Below are 20,485 nucleotides of genomic sequence, written 5' to 3' on the forward strand. Positions count from 1 at the left end.
ACAGCGGTTTTTCCTTAGGAAAAATCTGTAAACGACGTCACCGACACTGGATGCGACCCTGCCTGTACTGGATACGACGCCCCCTGTAGGCGTCAGATTTTCACTGGTACATGATCAGTCTCGACTCGTTGGCAAGGCACCGTGCCGCCGCCTCAAAGCACGTTCCAACCGCAACACTTATAAAGCGCGGCGAATGCCGCCAGAAAGCACACAGGAGTCTAGCCCCATGAAAGGTTCACCCTCGTTGTTGTTGGCCGCCATGCTGAGTCTGCCAGTCCTGGCGCACGCTGCAGAACCGGCACAATGTCAGACCGTCAACTTCTCCGATGTCGGCTGGACCGACATCACCGTCACGACCGCGACCACCAGCGAAATCCTCAAGGGCCTCGGCTACAAGCCGCGCACCACGATGATTTCGGTGCCGGTGACCTACAAGTCCCTGGCCGACGGCAAGAACATGGACATCTTCCTCGGCAACTGGATGCCGACCATGGAAAACGACATCAAGCCATACCGTGATGCCGGCACCGTGGAAACCGTGCGCGCCAACCTGGAAAACGCCAAGTACACCCTGGCCGTTCCCGAGGCGCTGTATGACAAAGGCCTGAAAGACTTCGCCGATATCGCCAAATTCAAGGATGAGCTGGAAGGCAAAATCTACGGCATCGAACCCGGCAACGACGGCAACCGCACCATTCAAACCCTGATCGACAAGGACGCGTTCGGCTTGAAGTCGGCCGGTTTCAAAGTCGTCGAGTCCAGCGAAGCCGGGATGCTGTCGCAGGTCGAACGCGCCACCAAGCGCGGCAAGGCCATCGTGTTCCTCGGCTGGGAACCGCACCCGATGAACACCCGCTTCAAGATGAAGTACCTGACCGGGGGTGACGACTCGTTCGGCCCCAACTACGGCCAGGCCACCATCTACACCAACGTGCGCAAGGGCTACACCCAGGAATGCAGCAACGTCGGTCAGTTGCTGAAAAACCTGTCGTTCACCCTGAACATGGAAAGCACCCTGATGGGTAACGTCCTGGACGACAAGATGAAACCCGACGCCGCGGCCAAGGCCTGGCTGAAGAAGAACCCGCAAGTGCTCGATACCTGGCTTGCCGGTGTCACCACCGTCGATGGCAAACCAGGTCTGGAGGCCGTCAAAGCTTACCTCGCCAAGTAATCCCTGCTGACCCCGGGCTGGTGCGCTGGTCCGGGATGTTTTCCCCTTCGCATGTGGACATTCACTACCATGCTGACTGAACAGAAAATCCCACTAGGCCAGTACATCGCTGCCTTCGTCGAATGGTTGACCCAACACGGTGCCAACTACTTCGACGCAATCGCATCGACCCTGGAAACGATGATCCACGGCGTGACGTTCGCGCTGACCTGGTTCAATCCGCTGGCATTGATCGGTCTGATTGCGCTGCTGGCTCACTTCATTCAACGTAAATGGGGCCTGACTGTTTTTGTCATCGCCTCCTTCCTGCTGATCCTCAACCTGGGGTACTGGCAGGAAACCATGGAGACCCTCGCGCAGGTGCTGTTCGCCACCCTGGTCTGCGTGGTCATCGGCGTGCCGCTGGGCATTGTTGCCGCGCACAAACCGATGTTCTACACCCTGATGCGGCCGGTGCTCGATCTGATGCAGACCGTACCGACCTTCGTCTACCTCATCCCTACCCTGACCCTCTTCGGGCTGGGTGTGGTGCCCGGGTTGATTTCCACGGTGGTGTTCGCGATTGCCGCGCCGATCCGCCTGACCTACCTGGGTATCCGTGATGTACCGCAAGAGTTGATGGACGCCGGCAAGGCCTTCGGCTGCTCGCGCCGTCAATTGCTCTCGCGCATTGAACTGCCCCACGCCATGCCGAGCATTGCTGCCGGCATTACCCAATGCATCATGCTGTCGCTGTCGATGGTGGTGATCGCCGCCCTGGTGGGTGCCGACGGCCTCGGCAAGCCGGTGGTCAACGCACTGAACACCGCCGACATCGCCCTGGGCTTTGAAGCCGGCCTGGCGATCGTGCTGCTGGCCATCATGCTCGACCGCATCTGCAAACAACCCGACGCCAAAGTAGGGGGTGATGCATGAGCATTATCCGATTCGACAATGTCGACGTGATCTTCTCCAAAGACCCACGCGAAGCGCTCAAGCTGCTGGACCAGGGCATGAGCCGTAACGAGATCCTGAAAAAGACCGGCCAGATCGTCGGCGTTGAAAAAGCCAGCCTGGATGTGGAAAAAGGCGAGATCTGTGTGCTGATGGGCCTGTCGGGCTCCGGCAAGTCGAGCCTGCTGCGCTGCATCAACGGCCTCAACACCGTCAGCCGTGGCCAGTTGTTCGTCGAGCACGAAGGGCGCCAGATCGACATCGCCTCCTGCACCCCGGCCGAGCTGAAAATGATGCGTACCAAACGCATCGCCATGGTGTTCCAGAAGTTCGCCCTGATGCCCTGGCTGACCGTGCGCGAGAACATCAGCTTCGGCCTCGAAATGCAGGGCCGCCCGGAGAAAGACCGGCGCAAGCTGGTGGACGAAAAGCTCGAACTGGTGGGCCTGAGCCAATGGCGTAACAAGAAGCCGGACGAACTCTCCGGCGGCATGCAGCAGCGCGTCGGCCTGGCGCGGGCGTTGGCGATGGACGCCGACATCCTGCTGATGGACGAACCCTTCTCCGCCCTCGACCCGCTGATCCGCCAAGGCCTGCAGGACGAGTTGCTGGAGCTGCAAAGCAAGCTGAGCAAGACCATCGTGTTCGTCAGCCACGACCTCGACGAAGCCCTCAAGCTCGGCAGCCGCATCGCGATCATGAAAGACGGCAAGATCATCCAGTACAGCGTGCCGGAAGAAATCGTGCTGAACCCGGCGGACGATTATGTGCGTACCTTCGTCGCACATACCAACCCGCTGAACGTGCTGTGCGGGCGCAGCCTGATGCGGACGCTGGACAACTGCAAACGCATCAACGGCTCGGTGTGCCTCGATCCGGGCGGCGACTCGTGGCTCGACCTGGCCGAAGGCAACACCATCCGGGGCGCACGCCAGAATGGCGCGGTGATGAACCTGCAGAACTGGGCACCGGGGCAACCCGTGGAAGGCCTGGGCCGCCTGCCGACACTGGTGGACTCGAATATCGGCATGCGCGATGCGCTGCAGATCCGCTACCAGACGGGCAACAAGTTGGTGTTGCACGACAACAACCAGGTGGTGGGGATCCTGGGGGACAGCGAGCTCTACCATGCCCTGCTGGGCAAGAACCTGGGCTAACAAACACCGCAAAACCAATTGGAGAAACAGGGTCAAAATGTGGGAGGGGGCTTGCCCCCGATAGCGGTGTATCAGTAACAGATGAGCTGACTGACACACTGCAATCGGGGGCAAGCCCCCTCCCACATTTTTTGCCCCAGTGGTGTCAGTGGGGACACCACCAGGCTTCAACCATCAGCTATAGACACGGCCAAGGAGCTGCCGATGGCTTTCAAACTGATCGAGCACGTCCCGGGTGATCTGTTCCTGGGCGAAGCCCATCAGGTCGTACTCCTGAGGCCCGTTGTGCAGGTACACCTCGGCCCGGTAGTAACGGGCGCGCTCCGCCTCGGGCAGTTCGTCCGACGCCACCGCGTAGCCGTCCAGGCTCACTTCGTAGACAAACGGGTTGCCCTCTTCCATCTCGATACGCACACCAATGCAACGCTTGGATTTGCCCAACAGGGTCTGCACGTCCAACCCCTGGTCGCGCAACGCCTTCGTCGCGTCTTCCAGTGCCGGCGTGACGTGCTTGTCCATAAAGCGCTGCACCGTGGCCTGGCTCGGTTGCAGGTCCAGGGCGGTCAAGCGCTCGCTGAAACCACGACGGCCACGCTCGGCCAATTGCGCCTGCTCCAGTTCCGTCGCCATGTCCTGGCGCATCGCCTTGTGCAAACCGAACATAAAGACAATCAGCACCACCGAGAACGGCAGCCCCGCCAGCACCACCATGGTTTGCATGGCTTCGAAGTTACCCGCAAACAGCAAGCCGATGGTCACCAGGGTGATCACCGCCGACCAGAAGATCCGCAGCCAGTGCGGCGCGTCTTCGTCCACGTTGCCGCCTTTGCAGGAAAGGTTGGCCATCATCACCGCGCCGGAGTCCGCCGGGGTCAGGAACAGCACGAAGCCGACAAAGATCGACACGCCGATGACGATTTTCGACGCCGGGTAATGCTCCAGCAATTGGTAGATGGCCATCGACGGTTGTTCCAGCGCCGTCTTGCCCAACGCCACCGCGCCCTGGTTCAACACCAGGTCCAGCGCCGAGTTACCGAAGATCGACAACCACGCCAGGGTGAAGCCCAGCGGGATCAGCAGCACGCCGGCCACCAGTTCACGCACCGTGCGGCCTCGGGAAATCCGTGCGATGAACATGCCCACGAACGGCGCCCAGGAAATCCACCAGGCCCAGTAGAACAGGGTCCACAGGCCCATCCAGCGTTCGGTCTTGTCGGCGTCGCCTTCGTACACATACAGGTCGAAGGTTTTCAGGAGGATGCCGTTGAGGTAGTCACCGGTGTTCTGCACCAGGCCGTTGAGCAGGTGCAGGGTCGGGCCGAACAACAGCACGAAGATCAGCAAACCGCTGAACAACACGATGTTGAGGTTGGACAGGCGACGAATGCCGTTCTCCACCCCCGACACGGCGGCAATGGTCGCCACAGTGCTCATCACGATGATCACGATCAGCAGGTTGGTGTTGCTGTGCTGCATGCCAAACAGGTTTTCCAGGCCGGACGACACCTGCATCGCGCCGATACCGAGGTTGGTCACCAGGCCCAGCAGGGTCACGAACATGCCGAACCCGTCCACCGCATGGCCAGCCGCGCCTTTGACCCAACGCTCGCCCACCAGCGGGTACAACGCCGAGCGCAGGGCCAGTGGCTGGTTATGGCGGTACGCGAAGTACGCCACGGCCAGGCCGACCAGCGCATAGATCGCCCAGCCGTGCAGGCCCCAGTGCAGGAAGGTCAATTGCAGCGCCTGGCGCGCCGCGCCGTTGCTGGCGGCCGCGCCTTCGGGCGGGTTGAAGTAATGGTCCAACGGCTCCGATGCGCCGAAATACAGCAACGAGATGCCGATACCCGACGAAAACAGCATGCCGGCCCAGGCGCCGTAGCTGAAGTCCGGGGTGTCGTCCTTGCTGCCCAGCTTCAGCTTGCCGTAGGACGAAAACGCCAGGCCGACCACGAACACCAGGTAGGCGGCGATCACCAGCATGTAGTACCAGCCGAAGCTTTTCGATAACCACGCCTGCGCCACGCCGAGCATCCGGCCGGCCTCTTGCGGGGCGATGATCAAAATGGCGGTCAGCAACAGAATCAGTGCGGTGGAGGTGTAGAACACCCAACCGTTGACCCGCACCTTTTCCGGTGGGGTTTTTATTAGAGAGGCAGAACTCATGGCGCAGATGCTCCAGGCAGTGCGAGAGAGAAACACAAGGCAGCGGTGATCCCGTGCTCATCGATTTTTCGGCAGTCGACGGACGGGTGTTATAAAGACACCCCGAAAATTCTTGAGCCCGCCGAAGCGGTGTTCAGGCTCTGAAATGGCCTGTTTCAAGGGTTTTCACAGGTGTCAGATGTCGCCACCTACCCGTAGGAAATACCGGCAGGCAGCGACCATTTGTCGCAGAGCTTATTCTTTGTTGATTGAACGTTCAATCAAAACAAAATAGACTGGCCATCGAGTCGACGGACGTCATCGCCCGCCGGCAGGCCTGAGGAGAGGTACTCCATGCCCAAGGTCGGTATGCAACCCATACGCCGCCAACAACTGATCGAAGCCACGCTGACGGCCATCGATCAAGTCGGAATGGGAGATGCCAGCATTGCGCTGATCGCCCGCTTGGCCGGCGTTTCGAACGGCATCATCAGTCACTACTTCAAGGACAAGAACGGCCTGATCGCGGCCACGATGCGGTACTTGATGAATGTGCTGATCGAGAACGTCCACGAACGGCGACAAGCGTTGACGGAGGACACGCCACGGGCGCACCTCCAAGTGATCATCGGCGGCAACTTCGACGCCAGCCAGGTCAACGGCCCGGCAATGAAAACCTGGTTGGCCTTCTGGGCGACCAGCATGCACCACCCGTCTTTGCACAGGTTGCAGCGGATCAACGATCACCGCCTGTATTCCAACCTGTGCTGCCAGTTCCGCCGCGTGTTGCCGCTGCCGGATGCACGCAGCGCAGCCCGAGGCCTGGCGGCCTTGATCGACGGTTTGTGGTTGCGCGGCGCCCTGTCGGGAGATGAGTTCGACACGGCGCAGGCGCAACGGATCGCTTACGAATACATGGATTTCCAATTGGCCAAGCAGGTGAGTTAGAGCACACATAACCGCTCAACCCCTGAACCTCCACTGATCGGTGTTGCCTGACTCTTATTGGCCACCCCTCAGTGGTTAACGCCAACCACTTATGCACTTGCGAGGACTTTATGGCCCGTTTCGACCTGCAAAAACTCTACATTGACGGCGGCTACAGCGACGCTGGCAGCGATGCCACCTTCGAAGCCATCAACCCGGCTAACGGTGAAGTTCTCGCCCAAGTGCAACGCGCAACGTTCGATGACGTTGAACGTGCCGTGGTCAGCGCTGAAAAAGGCCAGAAAATCTGGGCCGCCATGACCGCCATGGAGCGTTCGCGCATCCTGCGTCGTGCCGTCGACATCCTGCGCGAGCGCAATGACGAACTGGCCGCCCTGGAAACCCTGGACACCGGTAAATCCTTCTCCGAAACCAAGTACGTCGACATCGTCACCGGCGCCGACGTGCTGGAATATTACGCGGGCCTGGTGCCAGCCATCGAAGGCGAGCAGATCCCGCTGCGCGACACCTCGTTCGTCTACACCCGCCGCGAGCCGCTGGGCGTGGTCGCCGGTATCGGCGCGTGGAACTACCCGATCCAGATCGCCCTGTGGAAATCCGCACCGGCCCTGGCCGCCGGTAACGCGATGATCTTCAAACCCAGCGAAGTCACCTCGCTGACCACCCTGAAACTGGCGGAGATCTACACCGAAGCCGGCGTTCCGGCCGGTGTGTTCAACGTGTTGACCGGCAGCGGCCGCGAAGTCGGCACCTGGCTGACCGAGCACCCGCGCATCGAGAAAGTCTCGTTCACCGGCGGCACCGACACCGGCAAGAAAGTCATGGCCAGCGCCTCCAGCTCTTCGCTCAAGGAAGTGACCATGGAACTGGGCGGCAAATCGCCGCTGATCGTGTTCGAAGACGCCGACCTGGACCGCGCCGCCGACATCGCGATGATGGCCAACTTCTACAGCTCCGGTCAGGTCTGCACCAACGGTACTCGCGTGTTCGTGCCCAAGCACCTGCAAGCCGCGTTCGAAGCCAAGATCGCCGAACGTGTTGCGCGCATCCGCATCGGCGACCCGCAGGACGACAACACCAACTTCGGCCCGCTGGTCAGCTTCGCCCACATGGAAAGCGTGCTCGGCTACATCGCCAAGGGCAAGGCCGAAGGCGCTCGCGTGCTGTGCGGCGGCGACCGCCTGACCGACGGCGACTTCGCCAAAGGCGCCTTTGTTGCCCCGACCGTGTTCACCGACTGCACCGACGAAATGACCATCGTCCGTGAAGAAATCTTCGGCCCGGTGATGAGCATCCTCACCTACGAGACTGAAGAAGAAGTGATCCGCCGCGCCAACGACACCGACTTCGGCCTCGCCGCCGGCCTGGTGACCAAGGACCTGAACCGCGCCCACCGCGTGATTCATCAACTGGAAGCGGGCATCTGCTGGATCAATGCCTGGGGCGAGTCCGACGCGAAAATGCCGGTCGGTGGCTACAAGCAGTCGGGCGTGGGCCGTGAGAACGGGATCAGCTCGCTGAACAACTTTACCCGCATCAAATCGGTACAGGTCGAGTTGGGCGATTACGCCTCGGTGTTCTAAAGCCTGAGCCTTGCGTTGCCTGTGAGGCCGCTATCGGGGGCAAGCCCCCTCCCACATTTGAATTGTGAATACCTTCAAAGGTGGGAGGGGGCTTGCCCCCGATGAGGCCCGACCTGACCACACTTCAAAGAGGGTGCATTCAATGTCCCAAGAATACGACTACATCATTGTGGGTGCCGGCTCCGCCGGTAACACCCTGGCGACCCGTCTGACCGAAGACGAAGGCGTCACCGTCCTGCTGCTGGAAGCCGGCGGCCCGGATTACCGTCTCGACTTCCGCACCCAGATGCCCGCCGCCCTGGCGTTCCCGCTGCAGGGCCGTCGCTACAACTGGGCCTACGAGACCGATCCAGAGCCGCACATGGACGGCCGTCGCATGGAATGCGGGCGCGGCAAGGGCCTGGGCGGTTCCTCGCTGATCAACGGCATGTGCTACATCCGTGGCAACGCCATGGACTACGACAACTGGTCGAAACTGCCCGGCCTGGAAGACTGGACCTACCTCGACTGCCTGCCGTATTTCCGTAAAGCCGAAACCCGCGACATCGGCCCCAACGACTACCACGGCGGCGACGGCCCGGTCAGCGTGACCACGCCCAAGGCCGGCAACAACCCGCTGTTCCACGCCATGGTCGAAGCCGGCGTACAGGCCGGTTACCCGCGTACCGAAGACTTGAACGGCTACCAGCAGGAAGGCTTCGGCCCGATGGACCGTACCGTCACGCCAAACGGCCGGCGCGCCAGTACCGCACGCGGTTACCTGGACACGGCTAAAAAGCGTTCCACCCTGACCATCGTCACCCACGCCTTGACCGACAAAGTGCTGTTCGAAGGCAAGCGTGCGGTCGGCGTGCGTTACCTGATCGGCGCCGCCGAAGAACGCGTCGAAGCCCGTGCGCGTAAAGAAGTGCTGGTGTGCAGCGGCGCCATCGCCTCGCCGCAACTGCTGCAACGCTCCGGCGTCGGCCCGGCCAAACTGCTCGAAAGCCTCGACATCCCGGTGGTCCACGACCTGCCCGGCGTCGGCGAAAACCTGCAGGACCACCTTGAGCTGTACCTGCAATATGCCTGCACCCAACCGGTGTCGTTGTACCCGTCGCTGCTCTGGTACAACCAACCGGCCATCGGTGCCGAGTGGCTGTTCAACGGCACCGGCATCGGCGCCAGCAACCAGTTCGAAGCGGGCGGTTTTATCCGTACCCGGGAAGACTTCGATTGGCCGAACATCCAGTATCACTTCCTGCCGGTGGCGATTAACTACAACGGCAGCAACGGCGTGAAAGAGCATGGTTTCCAGGCGCACATGGGCTCCATGCGTTCGCCGAGCCGTGGCCGCGTGCAATTGAAGTCGAAGAACCCACGGGACTACCCGAGCATTCTCTTCAACTACATGGCCACCGAGCAGGACTGGCAGGAATTTCGCGATGGCATCCGCCTGACCCGCGAAATCATGCAGCAGCCGGCGCTCGACCCGTTCCGTGGCCGCGAAATCAGCCCGGGCATCGAGGTGCAAACCGACGAGCAACTCGACCAGTTCATCCGCGAACACGCCGAGACCGCGTTCCATCCGTCCTGCTCGTGCAAGATGGGCAGCGACGAGATGGCCGTGGTGGATGGCGAAGGCCGCGTGCATGGCATGCAGGGCCTGCGGGTGGTCGATGCGTCGATCATGCCGATCATCACCACCGGCAACCTGAACGCGCCGACGATCATGATCGCCGAGAAAATCGCCGACAAGATCCGTGGCCGCAAGCCACTGCCGCGCAGCACCGCTGACTACTACGTGGCAGGCGATGCGCCAGTGCGGGGCAAGCCGATGCGTGAAGTGGGGCCGACTGCGCAGTAACTGGAAGACCGTGTCGCCCTATCGGGGGCAAGCCCCCTCCCACACTTCGATTTGTGAATACATTCAAAATGTGGGAGGGGGCTTGCCCCCGATAGGGCCCGACCCAACACCGCAAACCTTACGCCTACACTCTCCTTGATCCGCTCCCCAGCCCAGGCCTACTCTGTTCGTCTGCCCGCGCTGAGCCGCCCACAAGGAAGGCCCCATGTTCGAACACCACGCCACACTCAAAAAGCATTTCAGTGCCCTGCACACCACCGCCGAGTTTTTCTCCCTGCGTTACGTGCGCGAATCCGGCCACTACCTGTCGGTGCGCAAGAACGTCGCCGCACCACCGCACCTGAACCACGACGAAGGCGCCATGCTCACCGTGCGCGTCAACGGTGTCGAAACCTACGCCGCGACCCACGATATTTCCCTGCCCGGCCTGCAAGCTGCGCTCGAGCGTGCCGAACAGCAAGCACGCCTGATAAAACCCCACGCCCTGCTCGACCTGCGCGAGCAACACGTGTCCAGCGACGTCGCCGATTACCTGTCGCCCCACCTTGAGCAAGCCTTCCCCTCCTTGAGCGACTGCTACCAATTGCTCGGCGCTGAATCCGCAGCCGTGCCCCGGGACGAGCGCCTGGTGAACTGGGAAGTCAGCCTCGGCCTGAGCCACGTCGAACAGATCTACCTCAACAGCGCCGGCGCGGAACTGCGCCAGGCCCAGCGTTTTGTGTTCCCTGGCGTCAACGTCACGGCCTACGACGGCAACGACAGCCAGTCGCGCACCCTCGGCGGCAGTAACTTCGGCCAGCAAGGCGGGTTTGATGTGATCGAGCGCTTCGGCCTGGTCGGCGCCGCGCCGCGCATCGCCGACGAAGCCCTGCAACTGCTGCTGGCGCCGAACACGCCGCAGGGCCCGCGTGACCTGCTGTTGATGCCCGACCAGATGATCCTGCAGATCCACGAATCAATCGGCCATCCGCTGGAACTCGACCGCATCCTCGGTGACGAGCGCAATTACGCCGGCACCAGTTTTGTGAAGGCCAGCGACTTCGGCCACCTGCAATACGGCTCCAAGCTGCTCAACGTGACCTTCGACCCGGACATCCCCGAACAACTGGCCAGCTACGGCCACGACGACGACGGCACCCCGGCCAGCAAACAATTCCTGATCCGCGAGGGGCTGCTGCTCAAACCGCTGGGCGGGGCGTTGTCGCAATTTCGCGCGGGCATGAGCGGCGTCGCCAACAGCCGCGCCAGCAGCTGGAACCGCCCGCCGATCGACCGCATGGCCAACCTGAACATCGAGGCCGGCGACCAGAACCTGGCGCAACTGATCGGCGGCATCGAACACGGCATCCTGATGTCGACCAACCGTTCGTGGTCCATTGACGACGCGCGCAATAAATTCCAATTCGGTTGCGAATGGGGCCAGTTGATCGAAAACGGCGAACTCAAAGGCGTGGTGAAAAACCCCAACTACCGCGCCATTTCCGCGCAGTTCTGGCGCAACCTCAGCGCCGTGGGCGACGCCAGCACCTTCCAGGTGTTGGGCACGCCGAACTGCGGCAAAGGCGAGCCCAACCAGGTGATCCGCGTCGGCCATGCCTCGCCCGCCTGTGTATTCAGCCATGTCGACGTATTTGGGGGAGACGCCTGATGAACAACTTCAAGGCATTGGTGGAGTGGCTCAAGCAGGCCCTCACCGACAAAGAACAATTTCACCTGGGCTACGCCGCGGAATCGTCCGAGTTCGTGCGTTTCAACCACGCCAAAGTGCGTCAGGCCGGGCAGGTGCAACAGGCCAGCCTGACCCTCAAACTGATCAACGATGGCCGCCACGCCGACCTCGGCATCACCCTCGGCGGCGAGCCGGCGCTGGACCGCCAGCGCCTCGCCGCTGGCCTGCAACAGCTGCGCGAAACCTTGCCGTTGCTGCCGCACGATCCGTACCTGTTGCTGAACCACAACGCCTGGCAGAGCCAAAACGAACAGGCCCGGCCGCTGCCCGAGCTGGGCCAGGTGCTGGGAGACATCAGCCAGGCGGCACACGGCGTCGATCTGGTCGGTTTCTACGCCGCTGGCCCGATCAGCCGTGGCTTCGCCAGTTCGGACGGCGCGTTCGGCTGGCATCAGGCCAATAGTTTCAACTTCGACTTCAGCCTGTTCCACGCCAACGGCGAAGCGGTCAAAGCCAGTTACGCCGGCAATGAATGGAACAGCGCCGAGTTCGCCCGCCGCTTCCAGCAGGCTCGCGAACAGCTGGAATTCCTCGGACGGCCACTGCACAAGCTGGTGCCCGGCGAGTACCGCGCCTACCTGGCGCCGGCAGCCCTGGAAGAAATCATCAGCATCATCACCTGGGGCGGTTTTTCCGCCCAGGCCATCGCCAGCAAAAGCAGCTCGCTACAGCGGCTGTATGCCGGCGAGCAGGCGTTGAGCACGCTGGTGACGGTGGATGAGCACATCAGCGGTTCCCTGAGCCCGGCGTTCTCCAGCGAAGGCTACCCGTGCAGTGACGTCACGCTGATCAACGCCGGCCAGGGCGCCGGCCAACTGGTCAATTCGCGCAGCGCCGCCGAATACGGCCTCAGCACCAACGGCGCCAGCAGCGACGAGTCCCCCAGCGCGTTGCAGATGGCGGCGGGCAGCCTGGCCCAGGCCGATATCCTCAAGCAATTGGGCACCGGGCTGTATATCAGCAACCTGTGGTACCTGAACTACTCCGACCTGCCGGCAGCGCGCCTGACCGGCATGACGCGGTTCGCCACGTTCTGGGTGGAAGACGGCGAGATCAAGGCGCCGGTCAGCACCATGCGCTTCGATGACAGCGTCTACAGCCTGCTCGGCTCACAACTCGAAGCGCTGACCGCAGAGCGCGAACTGTTGCTGTCGGCCAGTACCTACAGCCAGCGCAACACCGCGTCCAATCTGTTGCCGGGGGCATTGGTCAAGCGCCTGACCCTGACCCTCTGACCGACAGTAGTCTGCTTGTGGGAGGGGCCCCCTCCCACATTGTTTTGTGTTGATTTCAGACGTCTTGTTTCGACATGTCCTACAGCTAAATCCGACCTCTCTCACCGCCCGCCCAAGGCCGGTTGTCGCCTGTAAAAAACCCCGTTATAACGGTTAGTGGCACCCCGCCACCTAACCCACGTGCCCGCACGTGATGCATGACCTCGCCCGGGAAAAGGCAAGCTGGAGCACTGACATGAACCATGGAAGTTTTGTCATAGAAAAGCTGTTCAAGCACTACAACGTTCATGTTGAGCAACTAGGTCACCATCCGCAAAAGAAAACCGTGCTGATGGTCAATGGCGCGCTATCCACCACGCGCTCCTTCGCCCGCACCAGTAAATGCCTGGCCGAGCATTTCAATGTGCTGCTGTTCGATTTACCGTTCTCCGGCTATTCACGCGAGCACAACACCGACCTGGACCTGGTGACCAAGGACGACGAAGTGCAAATCCTGCGGGCGCTGGTGGAGCGCTTCCAGGTCAACCACCTGGTGTCGGCCTCGTGGGGCGGCATCTCCACGCTGCTGACCCTGGCACACAACCCGCCCTCCATCGAAAGCTCGGTGGTGATGGCGCTGGCGCCGAACCTCAACCAGGCGATGCTCGACTATGTGGAGCGGGTGCGCGTGCTGATCGAAGCCGACGACAAATCCGCCGTCGGCCACTTGCTCAACGACACCGTGGGCAAATACCTGTCGCCGCGACTCAAGCGCAATAACCATCGGCACCTGTCGAACATGGCCACCACCGAATACCGCCAGGCGCGCTTTCATATCCATCAGGTGCTGGCGCTGGGCGATGGCAACTACCTGCCACAGCTCAGCCGGATCGAAACGCCGGTGCATTTCCTCAACGGCACGCTGGACGAATACACCCCGGCCGCCGAGGCCCGACTGTTCCAGCACTACGTAGGCCGCAGCAGCTTTGCCGTCGCCGAACATACCGGGCATCTGCTCGACCTGGAGTCCCGCGAAGCGGCGCGGGCGGTACATCGCGCGCTGCTGGATTTTCTGGTGGGTGAGCACGCGATGTTGTCGGATGTGGACGAACCTTCAGTGGGAAAAGGAGCGACGAATGGCGCATAATCGCCGACACATAGCCTCCTAACAAAAGGGATCCCATGCCAAATCGCGCCCCTCTCGATGCCAAGACCGCCCGCTGGCTCCCCTGGGTGGTCGCGATTGCCTTCTTCATGCAATCGCTGGATGGGACGATTCTCAACACGGCACTGCCGGCGATGGCCCGGGACCTCGCGGAAAACCCGCTGCGCATGCAAGGGGTGGTGATCGCCTACATGCTCACCGTCGCCTTGCTGATCCCGGCGTCGGGCTGGATCGCCGACCGCTTCGGCACCAAGAAGATCTTCTTTGGCGCGATCATGCTGTTCAGCATCGGCTCGCTGCTGTGCGCGCTGTCCAGCAGCTTGACCATGCTCGTCGGCGCGCGGGTGGTCCAGGGCCTGGGCGGTGCGCTGATGCTGCCGGTCGGCCGGCTGGTGGTGCTGCGCGCTTATCCGCGCTCCGAGCTGGTGCGGATCATGGGCTTCATCACCATCCCCGGCCTGCTCGGTCCGTTGCTCGGCCCGACCATGGGCGGCTGGATGGTGCAATACCTGACCTGGCACTGGATCTTCCTGATCAACCTGCCGGTGGGCATGATCGGCTGCTACGCCGTGTGGAAACTGATCCCCGACCTGCGCGGCAGCGAGCGCACGCGGTTCGACGGCATCGGCTTCCTGCTGTTCGGCGCGGCGATGGTGTTGATCACCATCGCCATGGAAGGCCTGGGCGAATTGCACCTGCCGCACCTGCGGGTGATGTTGCTGCTGTTCGGCGGGCTGGCCTGCCTGGCGGCCTATTGGCTGCGCGCCGGGCATATCGATAACCCGCTGTTTGCGCCGGCGCTGTTCAAGACCCGTACCTTTGCGGTGGGCATCCTGGGCAACCTGTTCGCACGCCTGGGCAGCGGCGCCTTGCCGTTTCTGGTGCCGTTGCTGTTGCAGGTGGCCTTGGGCTATTCACCGTCCCAGGCCGGGATGAGCATGCTGCCCCTGGCGGCGGCGGCGATGCTGGCCAAGTCGGTTGCACGGCCGTTGATCGAACGCCTGGGCTACCGCGTGGTGCTGACCGGTAACACCCTGGCCTTGGGCCTGATGCTGGCGAGCATGGGCCTGGTCAGCGAACAGACGCCCTACCCGCTGCTGCTGGGCATGCTGGCGATACTCGGGGCGATCAACTCCTTGCAGTTCACCGCGATGAACACCGTTACCCTGATCGACCTCGACGATGCCCAGGCCAGCAGCGGCAACAGCTTGCTGTCGGTGGTGGCACAACTGTCCCTGAGCCTCGGCGTAGCCTGCGCCGGTGCGCTGCTCGGCGGGTTCACCGCCGAATCGGGCAATGACGGCGTGAGCACGGTACTCGGCGCCTTCCAACTGACCTTCCTCACCGTGGGCATCATGGCAATGCTGGCGGCGGCGATCTTCCTGCAACTGTCGCCAAAAGACGGCAAACGCATCGGCAGCCGCGAACACGACATCGAACACTAGCAGGCGTCTCGTCGAGAACTTGCAGGGAAAATCCCACGGGACTGCTACACTGCGCGACATTTTGTTTTTGCAGAGCCAGTCCCGTGACCACCATCGCCACCGCTTTTAATACGTTGCCGCTCTCCGCCGCCATGCTGGCTAACCTCGACTCGCTGGGTTATGCCGAGATGACGCAGATCCAGGCGCAGAGCTTGCCGGTGATCCTCAAGGGGCTGGACCTGATTGCCCAGGCCAAGACCGGCAGCGGCAAGACGGCTGCGTTCGGCATCGGCCTGCTGAACCCGATCAACCCGCGCTACTTCGGCTGCCAGGCCCTGGTGATGTGCCCGACCCGCGAGCTGGCCGACCAGGTGGCCAAGGAAATCCGTCGCCTGGCCCGCGCCGAAGACAACATCAAGGTGCTGACCCTGTGCGGCGGCGTGTCCCTCGGCCCGCAGATCGCCTCCCTGGAACATGGCGCCCACGTCATCGTCGGCACCCCGGGCCGCATCCAGCAACACCTGCGCAAAGGTTCGCTGGTGCTCGACGGCTTGAACACGCTGATCCTCGACGAAGCCGACCGCATGCTCGACATGGGTTTCTACGACGCCATCGAAGACATCATCAGCAAGACCCCGGCCCGCCGCCAGACCCTGCTGTTCTCGGCCACCTACCCGGTGAGCATCAAGCAGCTGGCCTCGAAATTCATGCGCGCGCCGCAGCAAGTGAAGGCCGAAGCGTTCCACTCCGATGAGCAGATCGAGCAGCGTTTCTACGAGATCTCGCCGGAAGAACGCATGGAGGCCGTCACCAAAGTCCTCGCGCATTTCCGCCCGGCCTCGTGCGTGGCGTTCTGCTTCACCAAGCAGCAAGTGCAGGAAACCGTCGACCACCTGACCTCCAAAGGCATCTCCGCCGTCGGCCTGCATGGCGACCTGGAACAGCGTGACCGCGACCAGGTGCTGGCGATGTTCGCCAACCGCAGCACCTCGGTACTGGTCGCCACCGACGTCGCTGCCCGCGGCCTGGACATCGATTCGCTGGACATGGTGATCAACGTCGAACTGGCCCGCGACTCGGAAATCCACATCCACCGCGTCGGCCGCACCGGCCGTGCCGGTGAGACCGGGATCGCCATCAGCCTGGTGGCGCCGTCCGAAGCGCACCGCGCCCAGGCCATCGAGCAACTGCAGAAGTCGCCGCTGAACTGGGACCAACTGGACAACCTCAAGCCACAGAGCGGTGGCCCGCTGCTGCCGCAGATGAGCACCCTGTGCATCGCCGCCGGCCGTAAAGACAAGGTCCGTCCGGGCGATATCCTCGGCGCACTGACCGGTGAAGCCGGCATTCCGGGGGCCCAGGTCGGCAAGATCGCGATCTTCGATTTCCAGGCGTTTGTGGCCGTGGAACGCAGCGTCGCCAAGCAGGCGCTGCAGCGCCTGAACGACGGCAAGATCAAAGGCCGCTCGCTGCGCGTGCGGATCCTGTAAAAAACCCACCACCCTTGTAGGAGCGAGCTTGCTCGCGAAAAACCTCAACGATCACGCAGCGCTATCAGGTAGCCCGTGTCGTCTATGGGGTTTTCGCGAGCAAGCTCGCTCCTACAGGGATCGTACTGATTCATAGATGAGGACACCGTTGTGCGCTCGACCGAAGTTGTGATCATTGGCGCCGGCGCCGCAGGCTTGATGTGTGCTCTGACCGCCGCCGGACGTGGGCGCAAGGTGATGCTGATCGACCACGCGAACAAGGCCGGCAAGAAGATCCTGATGTCCGGCGGCGGTCGCTGCAACTTCACCAATATGTACACCGAACCGGCGAACTTCCTCTCGCACAACGCGCACTTCTGCAAGTCCGCCCTGGCCCGCTACACCCAATGGGACTTCATCGGCCTGGTGGCCAAGCACGGCGTGCCGTACCACGAGAAGAAGCTCGGCCAGTTGTTCTGCGATAACAAATCCAGCGACATCCTCGGCATGCTGCTCGACGAGTGCATCCAGACCGGCGTGAGCCTGCACCTGGACACCTCGATCGAAACCATCGCCAAGCTCGACAGCGGCTACCAGTTGCAGACCACCCTGGGCGAGCTGCGCTGCGAATCCCTGGTGATCGCCACCGGCGGCCTGTCGATCCCGACCCTCGGCGCGACCGGCTTCGGTTACCAGGTGGCCAGGCAATTCGGCCACGAACTGCTGCCGACCCGCGCCGGGCTGGTGCCGTTCACCATCACCGACCAGCTCAAGGAGCTGTGCGGCGAGTTATCCGGCACGTCGGTCGATTGCCTGGTCAGCTGCAACGGCCAGAGCTTTCGCGAGAACCTCCTGTTTACCCATCGCGGCCTGAGCGGGCCGGCGATTCTGCAGATTTCCTCCTATTGGGAGTCCGGCGACACGGTCGAGATCAACCTGCTGCCCGACCACGACGCCCACGCCTGGCTGCAACAGCAACAAGCCGAGCGCCCCAACAGCGAGCTGAAAACCCTGCTGGGTGAAATCTTCACCAAGAAGATGGCCAACCTGCTGGCAGAAACCTGGTTCGTGTCCAAGCCGATGAAGCAGTACACCCACGCCGAACTGGCCGACATCGCGCAAAAACTGGCGAGCTGGCAATTGGTACCGGCAGGCACCGAAGGTTATCGCACCGCCGAAGTGACGCTGGGCGGCGTGGATACCCGGGAAGTGTCGTCCAAGACCATGGAATCGCTGAAAAGCCCGGGCTTGTACTTCATCGGTGAAGTGCTGGATGTGACCGGCCACCTCGGCGGCTTCAACTTTCAGTGGGCCTGGGCGTCGGGCTACGCCGCCGCGCAATACGTCTGACACAACGCGGTAAAAATGTGGGAGGTGGGGCAAGCCCCCTCCCACATTTTGATTTTCAGTGTGCCCGGGAGAAATTTTGTGCAGTGATGTGATCACCACCCTTGCCGCAGCGTCCTTGATAGCTCAATTTAGCGGCATCGTCCCGGAAGACTCCAGCCTTCATGTCATCGACCTCGTTCAAGCAGTCCATGCGGCGCCTATGGGCACTGGATAAATTCAGTTACAGCGTTCGGGTATTCATCGCCCTCACCGGCAGCATGACGCTGTGCTGGTATCAGGATGAAATGACACTGCTGATCCCGCTGTTCCTGGGGATTATCGCCAGTGCCCTGGCCGAGACCGACGACAGTTGGCAAGGCCGCCTCAACGCCCTGGCGGTGACGCTGGTGTGTTTCAGCATTGCCGCGCTGTCGGTGGAGCTGTTGTTCCCCTACCCCTGGGCCTTCGCGGTCGCCCTGGCCCTGGCGAGTTTCGGCCTGACCATGCTCGGCGCCCTCGGTGAGCGTTATGGCGCGATTGCGTCGGCCACCTTGATCCTGTCGGTCTACACCATGATCGGCGTGGACCAGCGCGGCGGTGCCGTCACGGATTTCTGGCACGAACCGCTGCTGCTGGTGGCCGGCGCCGCCTGGTACGGTGCGCTGTCGGTGCTGTGGCAGGTGCTGTTTTCCAACCAGCCGGTGCAGCAGAGCCTGGCGCGGTTGTTTCGCGAGTTGGGGCATTACCTCAAGCTCAAATCGTCGCTGTTCGAGCCGATCCGCCAGTTGGACGTGGAAGCGCGCCGCTTGGAGCTGGCTCAGCAAAACGGCCGGGTGGTGGCCGCGCTGAATGCGGCGAAGGAAATCATCCTGCACCGCGTCGGCAATGGCCGGCCGGGCTCCAAGGTCAGTCGTTACCTCAAGCTGTATTTCCTGGCCCAGGACATCCACGAACGCGCCAGCTCGTCGCACTATCCCTACAACGCCCTGGCCGAGGCCTTCTTCCACAGCGATGTGCTGTTCCGCTGCCAGCGCCTGCTGCGCCAGCAAGGCAAGGCCTGCGAGGCCCTGGCCGAATCGATCCAACTGCGCCAGCCGTTCATCTATGACGCCAGCTTCGCCGAAGCCTTGGGCGACCTGAACGCCTCCATGGAACACCTGCGCATCCAGAGCAACCCGGCCTGGCGCGGCCTGCTGCGTTCCTTGCGTGCGCTGGCGGCCAACCTGTCGACCCTCGACCGCCTGCTGGGCGACGCGAGCAACCCGGACGCCCTGGCCGACGCCAGCGACAGCAACCTGCTTGACCGCGCCCCACGCAACCTCAAGGAAATGTGGACGCGCCTGCGCACCCAGCTCACGCCGACTTCGCTGCTGTTCCGCCACGCCTTGCGCCTGGCCCTGGCGTTGACCATCGGCTATGGCACCCTGCATGCGATCCACGCTTCCCAGGGCTACTGGATCATCCTCACCACCCTGTTCGTCTGCCAGCCCAACTACGGCGCCACCCGGCGCAAGCTCGGCCAGCGGATCATCGGCACGGCCATCGGGCTCACCGTGGCCTGGGCGCTGTTCGACCTGTTCCCCAGCGCCCTGGTGCAGTCGATGTTCGCCATCGCGGCGGGCCTGGTGTTCTTTATCAACCGCACCACCCGCTACACCCTGGCCACCGCGGCGATCACCCTGATGGTGCTGTTCTGCTTCAACCAGGTGGGCGATGGCTACGGGCTGTTCCTGCCACGCCTGTTCGACACCTTGATCGGCAGCGTGATTGCCGGCCTGACCGTGTTCCTGTTCCTGCCGGACTGGCAAGGCCGGCGCCTGAACAAAGTGCTGGCCAATACCCTGACCTGCAACAGCATCTACCTGCGCCAAATCATGCAGCAATACGCCGCCGGCAAAAGCGACGACCTGGCTTACCGCCTGGCCCGACGCAACGCGCACAACGCCGACGCGGCGCTGTCCACCACCCTGGCGAATATGCTGATGGAGCCGGGGCAGTTCCGTAAGGAGGCCGACGTGGGCTTCCGCTTCCTGGTGCTGTCCCACACCTTGCTCAGCTACCTGTCGGGGCTCGGCGCGCACCGCGAAACCCAACTGCCGGCCGACGTGCGCGAGCACTTGATCGACGGCGCGGGGAAAACCCTGGCGGCGAGCATCGACGAAATCGCCACGGGGCTGGCCAATAAACAGCCGATCTCGATTCAGAGCGATGCCGAGGAAGCCTTGGCTGCGGAGCTGGAACAGATGCCGGACGAGATCGATGAGGGGCAACGTCTGGTGCAGACGCAACTGGCGTTGATTTGCCGGCAGTTGGGGCCGTTGCGCACCCTGGCGGCCCACCTGATCAAAGACATCAGCGCGGCGTAGGCC

General features: G+C 62.4%; 14 protein-coding genes. 13 read left to right on the forward strand and 1 reads right to left on the reverse strand.

Annotation, left to right across the window (positions count from 1 at the left end; translation table 11 throughout):
- Positions 1 to 226: 226 nt before the first annotated feature.
- The 3 genes from LQ249_RS29005 to choV all read left to right on the forward strand — a co-directional run bounded on the left by LQ249_RS29005 (position 227) and on the right by choV (position 3,264).
- Complete coding sequence (locus LQ249_RS29005) at positions 227 to 1,174, forward strand: choline ABC transporter substrate-binding protein (RefSeq protein ID WP_046381797.1); 948 nt, start codon at positions 227 to 229, stop codon at positions 1,172 to 1,174.
- A 69-nt stretch (positions 1,175 to 1,243) separates the two neighbouring features.
- A complete protein-coding gene (choW, locus tag LQ249_RS29010) occupies positions 1,244 to 2,089 on the forward strand; it encodes a choline ABC transporter permease subunit (RefSeq protein WP_015886271.1) in 846 nt (281 codons plus the stop codon).
- On the forward strand, positions 2,086 to 3,264 hold the full coding sequence (gene choV, locus LQ249_RS29015) for a choline ABC transporter ATP-binding protein (RefSeq protein ID WP_046381796.1): 1,179 nt from the start codon (positions 2,086 to 2,088) through the stop codon (positions 3,262 to 3,264). Before choW ends, choV begins: the two co-directional genes overlap by 4 nt.
- A gap of 174 nt (positions 3,265 to 3,438) precedes the next feature.
- Here choV and LQ249_RS29020 read toward each other — a convergent pair whose 3' ends face one another.
- A complete protein-coding gene (locus LQ249_RS29020; protein WP_227778914.1) occupies positions 3,439 to 5,373 on the reverse strand; it encodes a BCCT family transporter in 1,935 nt (644 codons plus the stop codon).
- A 390-nt stretch (positions 5,374 to 5,763) separates the two neighbouring features.
- Between LQ249_RS29020 and betI the strand changes: the two genes are divergently transcribed.
- The 10 genes from betI to yccS all read left to right on the forward strand — a co-directional run bounded on the left by betI (position 5,764) and on the right by yccS (position 20,482).
- A complete protein-coding gene (gene betI, locus LQ249_RS29025; RefSeq protein WP_017844937.1) occupies positions 5,764 to 6,357 on the forward strand; it encodes a transcriptional regulator BetI in 594 nt (197 codons plus the stop codon).
- Between the two features lie 110 nt (positions 6,358 to 6,467).
- Entirely contained in the window at positions 6,468 to 7,940 is a 1,473-nt protein-coding gene (gene betB / locus LQ249_RS29030; RefSeq protein WP_017844938.1) for a betaine-aldehyde dehydrogenase, read from the forward strand.
- Positions 7,941 to 8,082: 142 nt separating this feature from the next.
- Positions 8,083 to 9,786: a choline dehydrogenase gene (betA, locus tag LQ249_RS29035; RefSeq protein ID WP_046381793.1), complete on the forward strand. Its 1,704-nt coding sequence runs from the start codon at positions 8,083 to 8,085 to the stop codon at positions 9,784 to 9,786.
- A gap of 205 nt (positions 9,787 to 9,991) precedes the next feature.
- The gene (locus LQ249_RS29040; RefSeq protein ID WP_232566067.1) at positions 9,992 to 11,434 is read left to right on the forward strand and encodes a TldD/PmbA family protein; all 1,443 of its coding nucleotides are present in this window, start codon (positions 9,992 to 9,994) and stop codon (positions 11,432 to 11,434) included.
- Positions 11,434 to 12,750 carry a TldD/PmbA family protein gene (locus LQ249_RS29045; protein WP_232566068.1) on the forward strand — a complete coding sequence of 439 codons (1,317 nt, stop codon included), beginning with the start codon at positions 11,434 to 11,436 and terminating at the stop codon, positions 12,748 to 12,750. Before LQ249_RS29040 ends, LQ249_RS29045 begins: the two co-directional genes overlap by 1 nt.
- A gap of 235 nt (positions 12,751 to 12,985) precedes the next feature.
- Entirely contained in the window at positions 12,986 to 13,876 is an 891-nt protein-coding gene (locus LQ249_RS29050) for an alpha/beta fold hydrolase (RefSeq protein WP_017844942.1), read from the forward strand.
- 35 nt (positions 13,877 to 13,911) lie between these two features.
- Positions 13,912 to 15,339, forward strand: coding sequence for a multidrug transporter subunit MdtD (gene mdtD / locus LQ249_RS29055; protein WP_017844943.1), 1,428 nt, complete (start codon positions 13,912 to 13,914; stop codon positions 15,337 to 15,339).
- A 131-nt stretch (positions 15,340 to 15,470) separates the two neighbouring features.
- Positions 15,471 to 16,808, forward strand: a complete 1,338-nt coding sequence (dbpA, locus tag LQ249_RS29060; RefSeq protein WP_232566626.1) for an ATP-dependent RNA helicase DbpA — start codon at positions 15,471 to 15,473, stop codon at positions 16,806 to 16,808.
- A 150-nt stretch (positions 16,809 to 16,958) separates the two neighbouring features.
- Positions 16,959 to 18,137, forward strand: coding sequence for an NAD(P)/FAD-dependent oxidoreductase (locus LQ249_RS29065; RefSeq protein WP_126585132.1), 1,179 nt, complete (start codon positions 16,959 to 16,961; stop codon positions 18,135 to 18,137).
- Positions 18,138 to 18,298: 161 nt separating this feature from the next.
- Positions 18,299 to 20,482 carry a YccS family putative transporter gene (gene yccS / locus LQ249_RS29070; protein ID WP_057003936.1) on the forward strand — a complete coding sequence of 728 codons (2,184 nt, stop codon included), beginning with the start codon at positions 18,299 to 18,301 and terminating at the stop codon, positions 20,480 to 20,482.
- Positions 20,483 to 20,485: the final 3 nt, after the last annotated feature.

Origin of the sequence: Pseudomonas sp. 7-41, assembly GCF_021233075.1 — a bacterium.
Taxonomy (GTDB): Bacteria; Pseudomonadota; Gammaproteobacteria; order Pseudomonadales; family Pseudomonadaceae; genus Aquipseudomonas; species Aquipseudomonas veronii.

Excerpts from the sequence above, each read along its gene's own strand:
- LQ249_RS29045 (WP_232566068.1), top strand. The coding sequence starts at position 11,434 with ATGAACAACTTCAAGGCATTGGTGGAGTGGCTCAAGCAGGCCCTCACC.
- mdtD (WP_017844943.1), top strand. The coding sequence starts at position 13,912 with ATGCCAAATCGCGCCCCTCTCGATGCCAAGACCGCCCGCTGGCTCCCC.
- LQ249_RS29050 (WP_017844942.1), top strand. The coding sequence starts at position 12,986 with ATGAACCATGGAAGTTTTGTCATAGAAAAGCTGTTCAAGCACTACAAC.
- betI (WP_017844937.1), top strand. The coding sequence starts at position 5,764 with ATGCCCAAGGTCGGTATGCAACCCATACGCCGCCAACAACTGATCGAA.
- choW (WP_015886271.1), top strand. The coding sequence starts at position 1,244 with ATGCTGACTGAACAGAAAATCCCACTAGGCCAGTACATCGCTGCCTTC.
- dbpA (WP_232566626.1), top strand. The coding sequence starts at position 15,471 with ATGCTGGCTAACCTCGACTCGCTGGGTTATGCCGAGATGACGCAGATC.
- yccS (WP_057003936.1), top strand. The coding sequence starts at position 18,299 with ATGTCATCGACCTCGTTCAAGCAGTCCATGCGGCGCCTATGGGCACTG.
- choV (WP_046381796.1), top strand. The coding sequence starts at position 2,086 with ATGAGCATTATCCGATTCGACAATGTCGACGTGATCTTCTCCAAAGAC.
- betB (WP_017844938.1), top strand. The coding sequence starts at position 6,468 with ATGGCCCGTTTCGACCTGCAAAAACTCTACATTGACGGCGGCTACAGC.
- LQ249_RS29005 (WP_046381797.1), top strand. The coding sequence starts at position 227 with ATGAAAGGTTCACCCTCGTTGTTGTTGGCCGCCATGCTGAGTCTGCCA.
- LQ249_RS29040 (WP_232566067.1), top strand. The coding sequence starts at position 9,992 with ATGTTCGAACACCACGCCACACTCAAAAAGCATTTCAGTGCCCTGCAC.
- betA (WP_046381793.1), top strand. The coding sequence starts at position 8,083 with ATGTCCCAAGAATACGACTACATCATTGTGGGTGCCGGCTCCGCCGGT.